Here is a 19,493-nt window from a genome sequence, read left to right on the forward strand (position 1 = left end):
GCGCCAAGCTGCACGTCGCCCTCCGCCGTGTCGAGCGTCAGGTCGGTCAGCCAGCTCAGCAGCGAGTCCTGCCGCGTTCACGCCACTTGCGTCCAGCTGAAGGCGTGGAATCCGAGCACTCTCAAATTGGCTTTAGCCCTGGACCCGCCTGTGCGAAGATCACGAGGTGCCCGAGCTGACGTATCTGGAGATGACCCATCCAAGTGAGCTGCGCCCTTCGACCTCAACGTTCAGCGGACAGGTCCAGCTGAAGCCCATCGACGGGAACGAGGTCCGTACTCTGACCCTCGCGGTCGGGCGCGACTTCGCGTGGCCGAGCCAGCAGTGGGATACCCAACAGTGGGACGAATACCTGGGCAACCCAACGATGCGGCACTGGGCTGGCGTGATCGACGGCGCAGCCATCGGGTTGCTTTCACTCAACCTCCGGCAGGCACCGGACATCGAGATCGACTCCTTCGGCCTCGTGCCGGAACGAATCGGTCACGGCATCGGCGGCCCATTCCTCACCGAGGCCGTCACCATGACGTGGGGGTTGCCCGCGCAGCGAGTCTGGCTGCACACCTCCAGCGACGACCATCCCCATGCGCTCCAGAACTACCTCGCGCGCGGATTCCGGCCATTCAAGCGACCATGACTGCGTGGTTTCGTTTCAAGCCAACGCGGCTTGATTGTTCCCAGAAGTAGAACGGGTTCAGGCCGGTGGCGGTCGTGATCTCCCGCGTCGGGCCGGAATTCCCTCTGTGGATGCTGCTGAGCACCGGAGCGAGGTGGTGGGACGGTCGTCCGTCGCGGGGTAACCGCGCCGTTCGGCTTGTTCCCGCTGGCGTGGCGGCGTTGGATTGGGATAGCAGTGCGTCGCGGGGCCTGGCCGTGGTCTCACTGGCGGCGGCTTTCGATGCGGATGCCGGACCAGGCCGCCGCATGCTCCCGGTTCACGACAGGCTCGGAGCTACGCCGGGTTAGGACTCGGTGGCCATGCCCAGCGAGCACAGCGAACCGGCCAGGGCGATCAGGTCGTAGCGGGTGTCTTCTTCGTTCGTTTCCCACAGGGCGGAGAGGGTGGTGGCGGCTTGGTCGACGTCGCCGTTGTGCTGCTTCAGGGCGATCCACATCGCGGCGGCGACTGGTTCGCATTCGATGTGGCGGTTGGTCGTGCGGCAGGTCAGCTCCAGGTGGCCGTTGGCGAGCATGCGCTGGGTGACGCCGGGGGCGGTGGTGATCGCCATCATGATGGCCTCCTGGTTGAGGGGGTGTTTCCTTGATGTACCTAGTTTCTCGGAACCGGGAAGCGGGAGCCATGGGGTGTGCTCCTGAAGCTTCCCTGGGGTTTCCCCACCCTTATTCCCGGTACATTCCCGGTTGCCAGGCGGCCAGGGTTGTGGTGATCGTGTCCAGGACGGCGTTGAGCTGGTCGTTCAGGTAGAAGTGGCCACCGGGGAAGATCTTGACCTGGCAGGTGCCGGTGGTGTGGTTGCGCCACGCGTCGGCCTCGTCCAGGTCGGTGACCGGATCTGCGTCGCCGACCAGGACCTGGATCGGGCAGCTTGGCTCCACACCTGGTTGGTGCCGGTAGGTTTCCACTGCGGTGTAGTCGCCGCGGATCGCGGGCAGCACCATGCGCAGCAGCTCGTCGTCGCCCAGTACGCCGGCGTCGGTGCCGCTGAGTTCCTTCAGCGCGGCGATCAGGCCGTCGTCGTCGCGTTGGTGGATGAACTCGATGCGTTGCGCGGACGGGGCCCGGCAGGCGGAGGCGAACAGGCCTAGCGGGGGATTGCCCCGGGCTTCCAGGCGGCGGGCCACCTCGTAGCCGACGGTGGCACCCATGCTGTGGCCGAACAGGGCCACGGGCAGGTCGGACCAGTCGGCCAGGTCGTCGGCGATCGCATCGGCGATGGCGGCGACCGTGTCCAGGCATGGTTCGGCGCGGCGGTCCTGGCGGCCCGGGTACTGGACGGCGACCACCTCGAAGTCCTGCCCCGCCGCGGCGGCGGAAAGCGGGAAGTAGGCGGTCGCCGAGCCGCCGGCGTGCGGGAGGCACACCAGACGCGCCCGTGCTCCGTCGGTCGGGTGGAAACGGCGGATCCACCGGCTTGTGCGTGCGTTCGCGGGTGTTTCGTCCACTGCGGTCACAAAACCAGGAGTGTTGGCGGAGGATCGGCATTGGACAACCCCTAGCTGGCCCGGCGCGCCCGGGGAGGGGTGGCGCTGGTGGCCGCGGCTGCGGTTCGCAAGGGGGCGGGCGGAGGGTTGTGTGCGGTGTTGCGGAGCGGTTTCTGCTCCGGATCGAGGATGGACGGCGGAATCCAGTACACGGCACCGTCTCGGAGCACGATTTTCCAGCCGCTGTGGTGCAGGAGGCGGTGGTGGCGTTCGCAGCACGAGGCGAGGTTGTCCAGATCCGTCGCGCCGCCGTGGGCCCAGTGGACGATGTGGTGCGGAGTGGTCCACTTTGGACCGCGGTCGCAGCCGGGGAAGGTGCAGCCGCGGTCCCGGATCGCGAGGGCCCGGCGCTGGGCGTTCGTGGCGGTGCGGGCGGAGCGGCCCAGATCGAGGACCTGACCTTCGGTGCCCAGGACGGCGGGGTAGACCTTGGCGTCGCACAGGATCCGGCGCAGGTGGGACGCGGGCAGGACGGATTCGTCGTCCGTGAAGATCGTCTTCGCGGCGCTCTGCAGGGTTTCCAGGCTGACGGTCACCGTCGCGACTGCGCGTTCGCCGGCCTTGGCCGGGAGGTCCGGAGTGCGGGCGGCCAGGTCGACAATCGCGGCGATGGCGTCTCCGTGGCGTTCGGCCGGGGTGCGGGGGTCGGGGGTGTCCGGCGTGGTCGCGGGGTCCGGTGCGGCCAGAGGGACCAGCAGTTGTTCGATCAGGGTGCCGGTTTCGTGGTCGACGTTGCCGGCGAAGCGGAAACGGCCGGTTCGGGTCCAGTGCCAGCTGAATTCCCGCCACGGGCGGGCGGCTGCATCGGAACCGGAACCGGAGCGGAAACCGGAACCCGAGCCCGACCCAGAACCGGAACTCGGGTCGGGAACCGAATCGGGGTCCAAGCCGTGGTCCACGTCCGGGGATCCAGGTGAAGCCTCAGAGGAAGAACCGGACACGTCGGAAGGATCGTTGTCCCAGTAGATCTTGAGCCGGGTCGCCGCGCGGCGGACGATGCTGGGGTTGGCCTGCCCCGCGAGGGTTACCAGGGTGTCTTCGGCGACGGTGTAGTCCTCGGGAGTCAGCCACCTCGGCGCGTCAGCGAGGAATTCAGCGATCACGGTCGCGTGCTGGGCGGTGATTTCGCCCGCGGACAAGGCTTTCCACGTCAGCGGCAACGTGCCGGTGGCTTGGGCGAGCCGGGCGCGGGCCTCGCGCAGCGTCACGTGCAGGATCGTCGCCAGATAGGCCGAAGTCGAGGAATAGCCCTCCGGCACGGCACCGCGCGATTCCAGTTCCCGGATGGTCTCCAGTTGCGCGGCGTAAGCGACGTTCTGCTGTCTTTGGGTGGTCAGGAGTCTGGTGGTCAGGTCCCGGTCTGACAACTGCCAGGCGGGGAGCGTCGTGGTCGTGGACACCTCTCCATGTTCTCGAACGCACGTTCGACTACGCCATCGCTCGAAGTGGTCAACCCCGACTGCGGAAGCAAGACCAGCAAGATCACTGTCCGGAGCCAAAACGCAGCTACTGCAACAGAATTCTGCCCTTCGCGGTCAGGCGGCAACGCGGCAATGCCGCGACGAAAACAGCGCAAGGTAGTCATGATCACCTGATTGAGTGACTTTAGATCGCGGTTGGCTGTGCTTAGGGGGCGGCTGCGACGGTGGCACACGCAGGAAGATGACCGTTGGGTCGAGGAGCTTGCGATGGGCGTGAACTGGGGGCAGAACCGCCGCACCGAGCCGAACGAAGCAGTGTCCCTCCTCGAGGGTCTGCTGATCGAATGCGATGCGGGGGCAGGAGACACGGTATTGGTCGGCGGAGGACCGGCCAGCGGCAAAACACAGGTGCAGAACCAAGTAGTGGCCCGAGCTCGAGAGCTGGGCATTCTGACGCTCACCGCGGCGGGCGCGGCCGACGAGCGCGACGTGGACGGAGGCGTGCTCGACCAGTTGCTGGCCAGCCCGGTATTGCCGCGCGAAGTGCTGGCCGCGGCGGACGGCGAGGACCGGATCGCCGCGCTGTGCAGCGGGTTGCACCGGTTGGCGCGCGAACGGTCGCTGCTGATCGCGGTCGACGATGTGCAGCACGTGGACGAGACGTCGGCCCGGTTGCTGCTGAGATTGCAGCGGCGGGCGCGGTCGGCCGCGATGTTGCTGGTGTTGACGCAGCCGGACGCCTGGTACTCGGGCGAGGGCGTCGAATTCGCCGCGCAGCCACACCGGTACGTGCATCTCACGCCGTTCACCGTGGAGGCGATAGCGCAGCTCGTAGCGGACCACGGCGAGGCTGAGCGGATCCACGGGCTCAGCGCGGGGAATCCGTTGCTGGTCAACGCATTGGTCGAAGCGTGCCGCAGTTCGGTGGACGACGGCGCGGCGTATTCCGATGCGGTGCAACGGCTTTTGCATCGCTACGGTTCGCCGCTGCGCGAAGTGGCGACCGCGATCGCGGTGCTGGACACCGACGTGACGACGGATGCGGTGGCGACCGTCGCGGGTGTGGACCCGGTCGAGGCGGAAGCGTCGGCGGGGTTGCTCGTGGAGACGGGGCTGGTCGACGGGGTCCGATTCCGGCAGCAGCCGGCCGCGGCGGCGGTCGTCGGCGGGTTGCGCGGGTCTGAGAAGGTGCGGCTGCACATCCGGGCTGCCGAGGTGAAGCACGCTCGCGGGTTGTCGGCACCGGAGGTCGCGCGGCATCTCGTGGCGGCGGGCGAAGCGCGGGCGGAGTGGGCGTTGCCGGTCCTGGTCGCGGCTGCGGAGCAGGTAATGCTCGGCGACGACGTCGACTTCGCCACCCGCTGTCTGCAGTTGGCGGCATCGACGACCACCGCGTCGTGGGAGCAGCAGATGCTTTCGCAACTGTTGGCCAAGATCACATGGCGGGTCAACCCGGCGGCAGCCGCGCCGCATCTCGCGGCGTTGCGCGAAGCTGATTCGCTCGACCAATCCGACCGGATCGCGCTGGTACGCCAGTCATTGTGGTTCGGGGACCGGGAAACGTTCGAATCAGCGTTGGTCCGACTGGGCGATGACCTCGAGCCGCTGCACCCGCGAACGGCCGCCGAGCTGACTCTCGCCGCGCATTGGCATTACGGCACGGCGCCGGAGCTGTCGATCGATAAATCGGATCCCTGGATGCGCACGGCAACCACGCTCGCGTCGGTGTGGCGCGTAGGTGGCAGCGGAGAGACTTCGGTGTGCGCGGAGCGGATTCTGCAGAACTGCCGACTCTCCGACACCTCGCTGGAAGCCCTGGCCACGGCAATCCTCGCGCTCGCGTACGACGGCAAGGCGGACCGCGCGGAAGGCTGGTGCACTTCGCTGGCCGAGGAGGCCGAGTACCGCGGCGCGGTGACCTGGAAGGCGATGCTCGACGCTCTCGGCGCGAGCCTGCTGCTGCGTCGCGGCGAACCCGCCGAAGCGGCGGAAGGAGCGAGCCGTGCGCTTGCGCTGCTTGACGAACCGAACTGGGGCGTAGCGATCACGTACCCGCTGGCCACGATGCTGACCGCGTACACCGCGGCAGGGGCCTTCAGGGCCGCAGCGCGGGTGTTGCGACACGCTCTGCCCGAAACGGCGTACACGACACTCGGCGGCGTGCGGTTCCTCAGGGCGCGCGGGCAGTTCCACCTGGCCACGAACCGCGGACTATCGGCTGTCAGCGATTTCCAGCAGTGCCAACGGATTCTCCGGGACAGCAACCTCGACCTGTCCACGGTAGCCCCGTGGCGGACCGATCTGGCCGAGGCGAACCTGCGGCTGCGCAATCCGACTCTGGCGGTTGAGCTGGCGAAACAGCAGCTCGCGGACACGAAGGACCCTTTCTCCCAGGCGGTGGCGCTACGGGTGCTGGCGTTCGCCGGAGACAGCGGCGCGCGATCCGGTCTGCTGAACCGGGCGGCGGAGGCGTTCAAAGAATCTGGCGACCGACTTGAACTGGCCCGCACGGTCCGCGCGATCAACCAGCTGGGCCAGCGCGCGGAACGCTCGGCAGGCCTGGTGAAACCGGTGCAGGTGCCGCGACAGCCGATGCGTCCGCTCACACCTCGTCCGGTGGCGTCGAGGCCAGAGCCGCCGCGCGCGGATCCGGAGGGGCCGGTAGCGACCGCGTTGAGCGAGGCCGAACTGCGTGTCGCGGAGCTCGCGGCGCACGGGCGGACCAACCGCCAGATCGCCGAAACGCTGTACATCACAGTGTCCACTGTGGAGCAGCATCTGACCAGGGTGTACCGGAAACTCGGCGTGGCCGGACGGAGTGCGCTCGCCGGCGAACTGGCCGGTGCCCGACAGTGACGGAAAAGCTAACGGAACAGCTGGCGGAACAGCTAACGGGAGCGCTGACCGACGTGGAGCTGCGAGTAGCGGAACTCGCCGCGCAGGGCACGCCGGTGGCGGTGATCGCGGAGGTACTGGGAGTGTCCGCGAACACCGCCGCCCGCTACCTGACGGCCGTATACGTCAAGCTCCGCAACGTGTGAAGGGCCTCTCGCGGCGACTCCGCAAGAGGCCCTTCACCGGAAACAGGTCAGGATCGGCGGTCGGCGACCACCGCGGCGATGATGTCGTCCAGAGAACGCGTCGGTACGAAGCCGATCTGGTTGTACGCGCGGGTGCAGTCGGGGATGCGGCGCTGCATGTCCTCGTACCCGTCGCCGTACGCCTCCTCGTACGGCACCTTCGTGATGGTGCTGCTCGAACCGGTCGCGCCGATCACGCGCTCGGCCAGCTGCGAGATGGTGGTCTGCTCGTTGCTGCCGAGGTTGAACACCTTGCCGTACGCGGACTCGTCGGCGAGCAGGTCCGCCAGCGCGGGCACGACGTCGTGCACGTGGCAGAAGCAGCGGGTCTGCTGTCCGTCGCCGAACACCGTGATCGGCTCACCGGCCAGCGCCTGCGTCACGAAGCGCGGGATGACCATGCCGTAGCGTCCGGTCTGGCGCGGGCCGACGGTGTTGAACGGCCGCACGATCACCGTGCGCAGGCCGTGCTCCACCGCGTACAAGTGGGCGAACGTCTCGTCCAGCGCCTTCGCTTCGGCATACGACCAGCGGTTCTTCAGCGGCGATCCGATGATCCGGTCGTCGTCCTCGCGCAGGCCGTCCGCGGTGTTTTTGCCGTAGATCTCGCTCGTGGACGCGATGAGGATCGGCACGTCGTGGCGCAGCGCCGCGTCGAGCATGTTCTCCGTGCCGTGCAGGTTGGTGCGCAGGCTGTCCATCGTCTTGTCGAGGATGGTGAACACGCCCACCGCGGCGGCGAGGTGGAAAACCGCGTCGATGCCCGCCATGCAGGATTCGACCGCGTTCGGGTCGGTGATCGAGCCGCGCACGAACCGGAAGCCGGGGTGCCCGGCGACGCCGGTGAGGTTGTCCAGGGTGCCGGTGCTGAGGTTGTCCAGTGCGACGACCTCGTCGCCGCGGGCCAGCAGGTGCTCGGTGAGGTGGGAGCCGATGAACCCGGCGCCTCCGGTGATGAGGTAACGCACGGTAGGTCCTTTCGAAACGCGGCGAAGCCGCTCCGTTGAGGGTGGTGACAGCGTCAGTTCGCGAAGAGCGCGCGGTCGAAGCGGTAGGTCGCGTCGATGACGGTCGGGCAGTCGGCGAGCCATTCGTAGTCGTGGCCCGGCTGGGCGGTGTGGATGAGCGCGACGTCCCAGTCCTGGCCGTCCGGCTCGGGGACGGTGTCGAGCGAACCGCCGGTCACTCGGACGTTCGGGACCAGCGGGTCGTAGTAGCCGACCTTCGCGCCCTTCGCGGCAAGGAGGTCGAGGATGTCCAACGCGGACGACGAACGCACGTCCTGCACGCCGGGCTTGTAGGTCACGCCGACCACCAGCACGCGCGTACCCGCCATGCCCTTGCCTTCGCGCGACAGTGTGTTCAGTACGCGGTCGACAACCTGCTTCGGCCGCTCCGCGATCGCGTGCATCGCCTGAGTCACCAGCGGCGCGTTGCTCTGCGTCGCGCGCAGCTGCCACAACAGGTAGTGCGGGTCGCAGGGAATGCAGTGGCCGCCGACGCCGGGGCCGGGGTGGAAGGCCATGAAGCCGTACGGTTTGCTGGCCGCAGCGTCGATGACCTCGATCGGGTCGATCGAGAAACCGTCGCTGATCTCGGCGAACTCGTTGGCCAGCGCGATGTTCACCGCGCGGAAGGTGTTCTCGTACAGTTTGGTCATCTCGGCCGCTTCCGGCGAGCTGACGCAGTGCACGCTCGGAGTGAGCACGTTGATCACGCGCTGCGCCATCGCGGTGCACACGGGGGTCACGCCGCCCAGCACGCGCGGTGTCTCGGCCTGGGTGTGCGTGACGTTGCCCGGGTCGATCCGCTCCGGGCTGGACGCCACGAACAGGTCGCGTCCGATCGTGAATCCCTTGGCCACCAGCGGTTTCACCAGCAGCCGGTTCGAGGTGCCGACGTAACTGGTCGAGGTGAGGATGAACGTCTGCCCGCGCCGGGCGTTCGCGACCAGCGCCGCGCACGCCGCCTCCAGCGGGCCGAGGTCGGGCATCAGGTACTCGTCGAGCCCGGTCGGCACGCACACCAGCACCGCGTCCGCCTCGGCCATCCGCGCCGAGTCCGTGGTGAGCTGGAAGTCCTCCTGGTGCACGGCTTTCTCGAGCCGGCGGTGGTCGGCTTCGATGAGGTCGACCTCGCCGGAGCGGATCGAGTCGAGCCGGTTCTGCGAGAGGTCGATGCCGATCACGCCGACGCCGCCGGCGTGCAGGCCGAGCGCGGTCGGCAGGCCGACGTAGCCCATCCCGATCACGGCGACCGACGTCAGTTCGTTCCGTTCGGCGATGGTCTCGAATTCAGCGACAGTACTGGTCATTCCTGGTCACCCGTTTCTGGATGGGCAGTGGAAAAGCGAGCGGAAGAGCGAGTCGGACAAGCGGGGGAACGCCGGTCATCGGACGGAACGGACTATTTCGAAGGCCTCGGCGAGGCCGGCGCTGACCTGCGAGCCGCGGTATTCGGCCAACGCGCGGACGCCGCGTTCGCTGCGCGGGTTCGGCCACGGCTCGAGTTCTTTCCCGTAGGCGCGCAGCGCTTCGATTTTGCGCTCGAGGTGGCTCTCGTCGAGAATCTGCCAGCAGTTCGGCCGGAAGGTGACCGGCAGCCCGGAGGCCTCTCCGACGTCGGTGGCGGAGCGGATCTCGAACGTGCGGACCTCGCGCACCGGGCCCTTGCCCGGCCGCCCGGCGACCCGTGCGGCGCGGCTGACCAGCGCGTGGTCGGTGCTGAGGTCGCACATGCCGGTGGCGAAAATGGTGTCCGGCTCGAATTCGCGGACCTCGCGCTCGACGACCTGGTTCAGTTCGAGGTGGCTGACCGTGTCGAGCCGGTTGTCCCCGAATTCGTGGACTCGCACGCGCTCGATGCCGAGCGTTTTCGCGGCCAGTTCGATCGCGTCGGTGCGGTCGGTGACCTCGGCGCCGGCGGCCGAACGCGAACCGTCGTCATTGGTAAGGATGCAAAGCGAAACGGTGACGCCCTCGTCGGCGAGCCGGGCGATAGTCCCGCCCGCGCCGAGCGTTTCGTCGTCGCCGTGGGCTCCCACCACCAGCAGCCTGCGTGTCAACGTGTGCATACGATTCCCCAGTCCTTGTCCGGGCGGTGAAACCCCCAGCGGAAACGAGCCGTGCGAAATGGCTTGGAACGCCAGCAAAATCTGACATCCGCCGTTCCCAGCGACAACCCCTAAAGACCGTCTAAAGCGGACCTTGGCCGGGCGGGCGGACCGGCGCGGCAGGGGCCGTTAGGGGTGGGTCCGCGCACGGGCGCGCTCGTATCGTCACGACGTCGGATGAGCATGCGACGCGGAAGGAACGTGGGCACGTGGGCAACTCCGAGGAGAAGCTGGTCGGTGCGCTCCGCGCTTCGGTGAAGGAAACCGAGCGGCTGCGCGAGAAGAACCGCAAGCTCACCGAGGCCGCACGGGAGCCGATCGCGATCGTCGGGATGGCCTGCCGGCTTCCCGGCGGTGCGGGCACCCCGGAAGCGTTGTGGGATCTGCTGTCCGGCGGGGTCGACGCGATCGGCGAGTTCCCGTCGAACCGCGGCTGGGACCTCGACCGGCTTTACGACCCGACCGGGGAACGGCCGGGCTCGAGTTATGTGCGCGAGGGCGGGTTCCTGCACGACGCGCTCGATTTCGACGCCGACCTGTTCGGCATCAGCCCGCGCGAGGCTCTGCTCATGGACCCGCAGCAACGGCTGCTGCTCGAAACGTCCTGGGAGGCGTTCGAGCGCGCCGGGATCGCACCGCATTCGGTGAAGGGCAGCCCGACCGGCGTTTTCGCGGGCACGATGTACCACAATTATCAGGGCAGCTACGGCTCTTCCGGCGTCATTTCCGGCCGCCTCGCCTACACCTTCGGGCTCGAGGGACCCGCGGTCACCATCGACACCGCGTGCTCGTCCTCGCTCGTCGCGCTCCACTTGGCGGTACAGGCTCTGCGCAACGGCGAATGCAGCCTCGCCCTCGCCGGCGGCGTCTCGGTGATGTCGACGCCGCGTACGTTTGTCGAGTTCTCCCTCGACGGCACACTCGCCCGCAGCGCCCGCTGCCGTACTTTCGCCGACTCAGCGGACGGAACCGGCTGGTCCGAGGGCTGCGGCATGCTGCTGGTGGAGCGGCTGTCCGACGCGCGGCGCAACGGACACCCGGTGCTGGCGCTCGTTCGCGGCACCGCAATCAACCAGGACGGCGCGTCCAACGGCATGACCGCGCCGAACGGGCCCGCGCAGCAGCGCGTGATCCGGCAGGCGCTGGCGAACGCACGGCTGCGGCCGGACGAGATCGACGTCGTCGAGGCGCACGGCACCGCGACGAAACTCGGCGACCCGATCGAGGCGCAGGCGCTGCTCGCCACGTACGGCCAAGAGCGCGAAGAGCCGTTGTGGCTCGGGTCGATCAAGTCGAACGTGGGGCACACGCAGGCCGCGTCAGGTGTCGCCGGGGTGCTGAAGATCGTGCTGGCGCTGAACAACGACCTGCTGCCGAAGACGCTGCATGTCGACAAACCGACCCGACAGGTGGACTGGACCGCGGGCAAGGTCGAACTGCTGACGGAGGCCCGGCCGTGGGAGCGCGGGGAACAGCCGCGGCGCGGCGCGGTGTCGTGCTTCGGGCTGAGCGGGACCAACGCGCACATCATCATCGAGGAAGCACCCGCACCGGAACCTGCCGGCAACCCGCGTGACGAGGCGGCGGTCCCGGTCGTCGTTTCGGGCCGGACACCGCAGGCGCTGCGGGCGCAGGCGGCGCGGTTGGCCGAACACCTGGCGGCACGGCCGGAGCTTGAGCTGCTCGACGTCGCTGCCACCTTGGGCGCGTCGCGAACGCATCTGGACCACCGTGCCGCGGTGATCGGAAAGTCCACCGAGGACGTTCTGCCTGCGTTGAACGCGCTCGCGAACGGTGAGCTCGGTGTGGTGAGTGGTCTGGCTCGCGGCGAAGCGTCGTTGGCGTTCCTGTTCTCCGGCCAGGGATCTCAGCGGGTCGGAATGGGCCGCCAGCTGGAGGTCTTCCCGGTCTTCGCGGAGGCTTACGCGGCGGCGTGCGCGGAGCTGGACCGGCATCTCGACCGGCCGATCCGCGCGATGATCGACGGTGACGCGGATGCGTTAGCGCAGACCGCGAACACTCAGGCGGCGCTATTCGCCTTCGAGGTGGCGTTGTTCCGGCTGGTCGAGTCGTGGGGCCTCACGCCTGCCTCGTTGTGTGGCCACTCTATCGGCGAGCTTGCCGCTGCGCACTGCACAGGCGCGTTCTCCTTGGCCGACGCGGCGAAGCTGGTCGCAGCTCGCGGGCGGTTGATGCAGGCGTTGCCGAAGGGCGGCGCGATGGTTGCGGTCGAGGGAACTCCGGACGAGGTCGCCACGCACGATCCACAAGGGACGGTCGACGTCGCCGCGGTGAACGGGCCGCGCTCGGTAGTGCTTTCCGGTGCTGAGGACGCTGTTCTAGCCGTGGCCGCGAAGTTCAGCGACGCCGGGCGGCGGACTACGCAGCTCAAGGTCTCGCACGCGTTCCACTCGCGACTGATGGATCCGATGCTCGCCGAGTTCCGTATGGTCGCCCAGAGCATCGCTTACACGCAGCCGACCCTTTCGGTGATCTCCAGCGTGACCGGCGAAGAGGTTTACGCCGAGCTGACCGACCCCGAGTACTGGGTGCGCAATGTCCGCGAGCCGGTCCGGTTCGCCGACGCGGTCCGCACGCTTGCGGCGGACGGAGTGAACCGGTTCCTCGAATTGGGTCCGGACGCGCCGCTGACCGCCGTCGTTCCGCAGTCCGCTGACGACGCCGTTGCTGTTGCCGCTCAGCGTCGTGATGTTCCCGAGGACGTCGCGCTCCTGACCGCGCTGGCGACCCTGCACGTTCGCGGGGTGGTGCCGGACTGGGCCGCGCACTTCGCCTCGCGCGGCGCGAGCCGGGCCGACCTGCCCACGTACGGCTTCCAGCACCAGCGTTACTGGCTGGAGGTTTCGTCCGAATCCAGGGATGTCTCGTCGATGGGGCTCGACCCGGTCGACCATCCGCTGCTTGGCGCGGCGACGTTGCTCGCCGACGCGGACGGTGTCGTGCTGTCCGGCCGCGTGTCGACGGCGACCCATCCGTGGCTGGCTGACCACGCTGTCGGCGGCTCGCTCCTGCTGCCCGGTACGGCATTTGTGGAACTCGCCGTGCGCGCTGGGGACGAGGTCGGCTGCGGACGGGTCCAGGAGTTGACCCTGCACGCGCCCCTCGTGCTGCCCGGGAAGGGGGCCGCGCGGATTCAGGTGCGCATCGGGACTCCGGCCGCGGACGGGACCCGGCCGATCAGTGTCCACTCACGACCCGATGATCTCGCGACCGCCGTCGGCTGGACCCGGCACGCGGACGGTACGCTCGCGCCCGCTGCTTCCGGGACGAACTTCGATCTCAGCGAATGGCCGCCGACCGGGGCCGAGCCGGTCGACGTCGAGGGCATGTACGACCTGCTGGCCGAGCATGGAATGGCCTACGGGCCGGTATTCCAGGGCCTGCGGGCGGCTTGGCAGTGCGGTGAGGACGTGTACGCCGAGGTCGCGCTGCCCGAGCAGGAGCGGATTGGGGCTGAGGCGTTCGGCCTGCACCCCGCGGTGTTCGACGCGACCCTGCACGCTGTCGGGCTCAGCTCGGCGGCCGGGGAAGGGACGACGCTGCCGTACGCCTGGTCCGAAGTGGAATTGTTCGCGACGGGTGCATCGTCGCTGCGAGTCCACGTGCGACCGAGCGGAGAGCAGGCGGTCGAGCTGCGTCTTGCCGACAGTGCTGGGGCGCCGGTCGCGCGGGTCGGCTTGCTGAAGCTGCGGCAGATCAGCGAGGAACAGCTCGCGGCCGCAGCCCCGGCTGGTTCGGACGAACTGTACGAAGTGGACTGGGTGCCGACGACTCTGCCCGGCGCACAGGCGGTCTACGAGGTCTACTCGGCGAAGGCCGGGAACGACGCCGCGTCGGCGAAGAAGGCCGTCCACAGTGTACTGTCCAAACTGCAGGAGGACGGCAAAGAGAAGCTTCTGGTGGTGACCGGCAACGATCTCGCCGGGGCCGCGGTGGCCGGTCTGGTCCGCTCCGCGCAGGGGGAAAACCCGGGCCGGATCGTGCTCGTCGAAGGCGACGCGACCGACGAACAGCTCGCGGCCATCGCGGCGGCGGACGAATCGGCGGTGCGGGTTTCCGGTGCCGAGGTGCGCGTGCCACGGCTCGTCCGGGCGACTCCGGAGCCAGGGGAGCCGGTCGACTGGTCGGTCGGGACTGTGCTGCTCACCGGCGGTACCGGGGCACTCGGTCGGATCGTCGCCACGCACTTGGCGAAGCAGGGCGCGCGGCAGTTGCTGCTGGTCAGCCGCCGTGGCGACCAGGCGCCCGGCACCGCGGAACTCGTCGCGGAACTGACCGAACTCGGTGCGGAGACGACCGTCGCCGCGTGCGACCTCACCGACCGCAAGGCGGTGGCGCGGTTGCTGAAGAAGCATCCGGTCGCCGCGGTGGTGCACGCCGCCGGAGTGCTGGACGACGGTGTCCTGCCGTCGATGACGCCGGAACGGATCGACGGCGTCTTCAACCCGAAGGCACTCGCTGCCTGGCACCTGCACGAACTGGCTGGCGAGGTCTCGGCGTTCATCACTTTCTCGTCCGCCGCGGGGGTGCTCGGCGCTCCCGGCCAGGCGAACTACGCCGCCGCAAACGCTTTCCTCGACGCTCTCGCCATGCACCGGCGCGCCGAGGGCAAGCCAGCGCACTCGCTTGCGTGGGGCATGTGGGAATCGGCGGCCGGGATGGCTGGCGAAACGACCGGCAAGCGGGGGCTCGGCGCGTTCACCGCGGCGGAGGGATTGGCGCTGTTCGACACCGCGGTCAGCTCGACGAGCGCGGTCTTCGTGCCGGTCAAGCTCGACCTGCCGGCGTGGCGGGAAGCTGGCGCGGTGCCGGACCTGTTGCGCGGCTTGGTCCCGACGGCTCGGCGCACCGTCTCCGACCGCGAGGCCGGGACGGACTCATTGCTCGGCAAGCTGGTCCGTCTCCCTGCTGACAAGCGCCTCGACCACCTGCGTGACCTGGTCATCGAGCACGCGGCCGCGGTACTGGGGCACGCGTCGACGGACGTGATCGACGCCGACCGCGCGTTCAAGGACCTCGGTTTCGACTCGCTGACCGCGGTCGAACTGCGCAATACGCTCAACGAGGCCACCGGCCTCAGCCTCACCGCGACGCTCGTCTTCGACCATCCAACCGCCGGCGACCTGGCCGCGCACCTGCACGAAGAGCTGCTTGGCGACCTGGACGCGGACGCGGCCGGGCCGGAAACCACCGTCGTGGGCAGCGACGAGCCGATCGCGATCGTCGGCATGGCCTGCCGGTTCCCCGGGGGCGTCAGCACGCCGGACGAGCTGTGGCAGCTGGTCGCCGCCGGGCAGGACGGGACCAGCGACTTCCCGGCCGACCGCGCCTGGGACATGGATTACTGGCTGGAGCAGGTCGCGCCCGACGGCGGGACCCCTCGCGGTGGGTTCGTGCCGGACGCCACCGAATTCGACGCGGCGTTCTTCGGCATCAGCCCGAACGAAGCCGTGATGATGGACCCGCAGCAGCGCATGTTGCTGGAGTCGTCGTGGGTCGCGCTGGAGAACGCGGGCGTGGATCCATTGGCGCTCAAGGGAAGCACGACCGGGGTGTTCGTCGGCGTGATGCAGTCCGACTACGACCCAGGCGACGCGCTCGAACAGGGCGGCGGGGCTTACCGCGGGTCCGGCGCGCTGAGCAGCGTGGTCTCCGGACGGGTCGCGTATGCCTTCGGGCTCGAAGGGCCTGCTGTCTCGGTGGACACCGCTTGTTCGTCCTCGCTGGTGGCCTTGCACCAGGCGACTCAGGCGTTGCGCGGAGGCGACTGCTCGCTCGCACTGGTCGCCGGTGTCTCGGCACTCGTTTCGCCGGCTCCGTTCGCACAGTTCCTCGACGGTGCTGTCGCTCGCGATGGCCGGTGCAAGCCGTACTCGGCCTCGGCTGACGGGTTTGGCTGGGGCGAGGGCGTCGGGGTGCTCGTGATCGAGCGGCTGTCCGACGCGCAGCGCAACGGGCATGACGTGCTTGCCGTGGTGAAGTCCAGCGCGGTCAACGCGGACGGCGCTTCCAACGGTCTCAACGCGCCCAGTGCTCCGGCACAGGAAAAACTGATCCGGCATGCTCTGTCGGCCGCTGGCCTGACCGGGTCCGATGTGGACGCTGTCGAAGGACATGGCGCGAGCACGCCGCTGGGCGACCGGATCGAGACTTCCGCGCTGCTGGCTACTTACGGCCGGGAGCGGGCGGCGGACCGTCCACTGTGGCTTGGCTCAGTGAAGTCGAACATCGGGCACACGCAGGCCGCGGCGGGGGTCGCTGGGGTGATCAAGATGGTGCAGGCGTTGCGGCACGGAGTGTTGCCCGCGACCTTGCACGCCGCCGAGCCGACGCACGATGTCGACTGGGCTGCCGGAACTGTGCGGCTGCTCGACGAAGCGCGGGACTGGCCGGAAGTGGACCGTCCGCGGCGCGCTGCGGTGTCGGCGTTCGGCTACAGCGGGACCAACGCGCACGTGATTCTGGAACAGGCTCCGGAAGTCGTGGCGGAAGCTGCTGAGGCGGTCGATGCTGGCGGGGTGTTGCCGCCGCTCGTGTTTTCCGCGCGGACCGCGGCGGCGCTTCCGGATCAGGCGCGGGCCTTGCTGGCGCACCTCGACGCGTATCCGGCGCTGGACGTGGTGTACTCGCAGGCCAACCGGCAGCCGTTGTTCTCGCATCGGGCGGCGGTGGTCGGTTCGGACGCGGCGGAACTCCGTGCCGGATTGGAAGCTTGGTCTACTTCGGACTCTGTGGTGACCGGACGTGCTCGTTCCGGCGGGCGGACCGCGTACCTCTTGCCGGGGCAGGGCAGCCAGCGGGCCGGGATGGGTGCGGAGCTGTCGGCGGCGTTCCCCGTGTTCGCCTATGAGCTGGAGCGGGTCGCGGCGAAGTTCGACCAGCATCTCGGTCGTTCACTGCGGGCGGTGATGTTCGCCGAGGCTGGCTCGGTGGACGCGCAGTTGCTGGACCGCACTCAGTTCAGCCAGGCCGCGGTGTTCTCCTTCTCGGTGGCGCTGTACCGGCTGCTGGAATCGTGGGGACAGCGGCCGGACGTCCTGGTGGGACACTCGGTCGGCGAGATCGCCGCCGCGCATCTGGCCGGTGTGTTCTCTTTGGACGATGCGGTGAAGCTCGTCGCGAACCGGGGCCAGCTCATGTCCGAGACTCGGGACGGTGCCGTGGTCGCGGTCGAGGCCAGTGCGGACGAGGTGCGGCCGAAGCTGGGTGACGACGTTGCGCTGGCCGCGGTGAACGGGCCGCGTTCGGTTGTGGTGTCCGGTGCGGACGGTGCGGTCGAGGCGATCGTCGCGCACTTCGAGAAGCTTGGCCGTCGGACGAACCGGCTCGCGATCGACCGCGCGGTTCACTCACCGTTGCTGGACGAGATTCTCGAAGAGCTGGAAGAGATCGCGCAGGAGTTGACGTTCGAGAAGCCGACTGTGCCGGTGATCTCGACGGTCACCGGTGCCGAAGTGACGGACGAGTTGTCCGACCCGGCGCATTGGGTGGCGAACTGCCGCGGCACCGTTCGTTTTGCCGACGCGGTGCGGGCTTCGGGCGCGACGCGCTTTGTCGAGTTGAGCACGAACGGTGTGCTCACCGCGGCCGCCGAGGCACTGCTGGAGGACGCGGAATTCGTTCCGGTGCTTCGGCGCGATCGTGGTGAGGTCGCTTCGACGCTCCTGGCTGCTGGGAAGTTGCACGTTCTTGGTGCGGGTCTGGATGTCCGGCGGATGTTCGCCGGGCGGTCCGCGGCTATCGTTCCGTTGCCGCCGTATGCCTTCCACCGATCGCGGTACTGGCCGTCGGTGGACATGGAGGCCCGGCGGGCGACGGGGACTGGGCTGGGGACGTGGTTCGGGCCCGCGTTGACTGTCGCCGGATCGTCCACTGTGGTCTTGAGCGGCACGTTGCCGTCCGATGAAGTGTTTCCGGTGGCCGGTTTCGTGGAGTTGGCGACTCGGGCGGGGGACGAAGTCGGATGCGGACGGCTGGTGCGGTTGACCGTCGAGTCACCGATTGCGGCCGGGGATACGCACGTGCAGGTCGTGGCCGGCGAGCCGGATGACTCCGGACAGCGCCCGGTTACTGTCCACTCGCGACACGACGGTGCGTGGATTCGCCATGCCGAAGGTGTGCTGGCGGTAGACGACGGTACGGAGCCCGACGGTATCGGCCAGTGGCCGCCCGCTGGTGCGCAATCGGTGGCTGCTGGACGGCTTGACGCTGCTTGGACTGTCGACGGGGTGGTGTTCGGGGAAATCGAAGTCACGCCGGACGAGCAGTTCGGTCTCCATCCGGCGGCGCTCGATGCAGCGCTGTCCATTGTGGGCGGAGATCCGGTGGATTGGCACGACTTCCGGCTGTTCGCCACTGGGGCGGCGAAGCTGCGGGTCCGGTTGACTCCGCTGGGCGACGACCGCGTTGCGGTGCTGTTCGCCGATCGTTCGGGACGTCCGGTCGCCGCGGCCGAGTCGGTGACTTTGCGGAAGCTCGTGGCTCCGGAGACGGCGGTGTCGGTGCAGGCCTCGGTGAAGAAGCGGCGTGCCGTTGCTGACTCGCAGCTGGAGCTGACCGAGAAGGGGCTGCAGGCGTTTGTTCTGGAGCAGGTGGCTGGGTTGCTTGGGTATGCCGACACTGCCGAGCTTGACGAGGACGCGCATTTCTTGGAGATCGGGTTCGATTCGCTGACCGCGGTCGAACTGCGGAATCGGATCGCCAGTGCGGCGGGGGTTTCACTGCCCGCGTCGATCGCGTTCGATCACCGGACGCCGGCGGGGTTGGCGAAGCATCTTCTTTCCGTGTTGACCGAGCCTGCGGTTGGGACGGGTGGGGATCCGGTGACGGAGATGTTCTTCGACGCTATCCGGGGCGGGCAGGTGGAGAACGGTCTCGCGTTGCTGGGGGCGGCGGCTCAGTTGCGGCCGACTTTCCGGACGGTGGCTGAGCTTCGGGAGGAACCGCGGCCGGTGGAGCTGGCTTCGGGGGCCGCCGAGGTTAAGTTGCTGGCGGTTCCTACCCCGGCTGGGATGGGCGGCCCGTATCAGTACGCGAAGCTGGCGGCTCGGTTTCGGGGAGTGCGAGGGGTTGCGGCCTTGCCTACGCCGGGGTTTGTGTCTGGGGAATCGTTGCCTGCTGATCTGGATGCGTTGCTGGATGTGCTGGCGGAGAGTGTTCGGCTGGCTGGGGATGGGCCGTTCGCTTTGGTCGGGCATTCTTCTGGTGGGGTGCTGGCGTATGCGCTGGCTTCTCGGGTGGATGCGGCTGGGGTTGTTCTGCTGGACAGTTACGCGATGGATGACGGTGGGGATGTGGGGGACACCGTGCGGGACATGGCCGCGGGGATGGTTGAGCGGGAAGAGCAGTATGGGCCGTTTGATCGGGACAAATTGACGGCGATGGCTTATTACCTGGGGTTGTTGGACGGGGTGGAGTTGCCTCGGGTTGAGGTGCCTACGGTTTTGGTGCGACCGGATCGCCGGTTTGTCATTGCTGGGGATTCTGTGGAGCGGGCCGGAGAGGATCCGGGGTCGTGGCGGACGACCTGGGATCGGGCGGATGTCGTGGTGACTGTTCCTGGGGATCATTTCAGTATTGTGGATGGGGATGTGGAGACAACTGCTAAGGCTGTGGAGGGGTGGTTGGGCAGTCTTCTTGTGGCGGGGGGCTGGGTGGGTCCCCGTCCGGCGGGGTGGCCCCCCGTGGTGGGGGTGG

Annotated in this window: 9 protein-coding genes and 1 pseudogene; 4 read left to right on the forward strand and 6 right to left on the reverse strand. The window is 68.5% G+C overall.

The genetic code is table 11. The features are described from left to right. Positions 1 to 166: 166 nt before the first annotated feature. Entirely contained in the window at positions 167 to 637 is a 471-nt protein-coding gene (locus H5411_RS07510) for a GNAT family N-acetyltransferase (protein ID WP_220816614.1), read from the forward strand. Between the two features lie 325 nt (positions 638 to 962). On the opposite strand, the gene H5411_RS07515 is transcribed toward H5411_RS07510, so the two are convergent. From H5411_RS07515 to H5411_RS07525, 3 genes are all read right to left on the reverse strand, one after another. Continuing rightward, the gene (locus H5411_RS07515) at positions 963 to 1,232 is read right to left on the reverse strand and encodes a hypothetical protein (protein ID WP_183123355.1); all 270 of its coding nucleotides are present in this window, start codon (positions 1,230 to 1,232) and stop codon (positions 963 to 965) included. Between the two features lie 109 nt (positions 1,233 to 1,341). Continuing rightward, positions 1,342 to 2,124, reverse strand: a complete 783-nt coding sequence (locus H5411_RS07520) for a thioesterase II family protein (protein ID WP_183123356.1) — start codon at positions 2,122 to 2,124, stop codon at positions 1,342 to 1,344. 50 nt (positions 2,125 to 2,174) lie between these two features. Then, entirely contained in the window at positions 2,175 to 3,563 is a 1,389-nt protein-coding gene (locus H5411_RS07525) for an HNH endonuclease signature motif containing protein (RefSeq protein WP_220816615.1), read from the reverse strand. 288 nt (positions 3,564 to 3,851) lie between these two features. Here H5411_RS07525 and H5411_RS07530 point away from each other — a divergent pair, with 288 nt between their 5' ends. Both H5411_RS07530 and H5411_RS07535 read left to right on the forward strand, forming a co-directional pair. Beyond that, entirely contained in the window at positions 3,852 to 6,440 is a 2,589-nt protein-coding gene (locus H5411_RS07530) for a helix-turn-helix transcriptional regulator (RefSeq protein WP_183123358.1), read from the forward strand. Then, on the forward strand, positions 6,437 to 6,625 hold the full coding sequence (locus H5411_RS07535) for a LuxR C-terminal-related transcriptional regulator (protein WP_183123359.1): 189 nt from the start codon (positions 6,437 to 6,439) through the stop codon (positions 6,623 to 6,625). The genes H5411_RS07530 and H5411_RS07535 overlap by 4 nt, the downstream gene beginning before the upstream one ends. Positions 6,626 to 6,672: 47 nt before the next feature. On the opposite strand, the gene H5411_RS07540 is transcribed toward H5411_RS07535, so the two are convergent. The 3 genes from H5411_RS07540 to H5411_RS07550 form a co-directional block, all read right to left on the reverse strand. Continuing rightward, positions 6,673 to 7,632 (reverse strand): NAD-dependent epimerase/dehydratase family protein, encoded by a 960-nt coding sequence (locus H5411_RS07540; RefSeq protein WP_183123360.1) that lies wholly within the window; start codon positions 7,630 to 7,632, stop codon positions 6,673 to 6,675. A 53-nt stretch (positions 7,633 to 7,685) separates the two neighbouring features. Then, on the reverse strand, positions 7,686 to 8,978 hold the full coding sequence (locus H5411_RS07545; protein WP_183123361.1) for a nucleotide sugar dehydrogenase: 1,293 nt from the start codon (positions 8,976 to 8,978) through the stop codon (positions 7,686 to 7,688). A 75-nt stretch (positions 8,979 to 9,053) separates the two neighbouring features. After that, positions 9,054 to 9,737 carry a PIG-L deacetylase family protein gene (locus tag H5411_RS07550; RefSeq protein WP_183123362.1) on the reverse strand — a complete coding sequence of 228 codons (684 nt, stop codon included), beginning with the start codon at positions 9,735 to 9,737 and terminating at the stop codon, positions 9,054 to 9,056. Positions 9,738 to 9,991: 254 nt separating this feature from the next. Here H5411_RS07550 and H5411_RS07555 point away from each other — a divergent pair. Further along, a pseudogene (locus tag H5411_RS07555) lies at positions 9,992 to 19,493 on the forward strand (SDR family NAD(P)-dependent oxidoreductase); the annotation flags it as partial.

The organism is Amycolatopsis echigonensis (genome assembly GCF_014174495.1).
Lineage (GTDB): Bacteria > Actinomycetota > Actinomycetes > Mycobacteriales > Pseudonocardiaceae > Amycolatopsis > Amycolatopsis echigonensis.

Coding starts and splice junctions, on each gene's coding strand:
- H5411_RS07515 (WP_183123355.1), bottom strand. CDS start 1,232: ATGATGGCGATCACCACCGCCCCCGGCGTCACCCAGCGCATGCTCGCC.
- H5411_RS07530 (WP_183123358.1), top strand. CDS start 3,852: ATGGGCGTGAACTGGGGGCAGAACCGCCGCACCGAGCCGAACGAAGCA.
- H5411_RS07545 (WP_183123361.1), bottom strand. CDS start 8,978: ATGACCAGTACTGTCGCTGAATTCGAGACCATCGCCGAACGGAACGAA.
- H5411_RS07550 (WP_183123362.1), bottom strand. CDS start 9,737: ATGCACACGTTGACACGCAGGCTGCTGGTGGTGGGAGCCCACGGCGAC.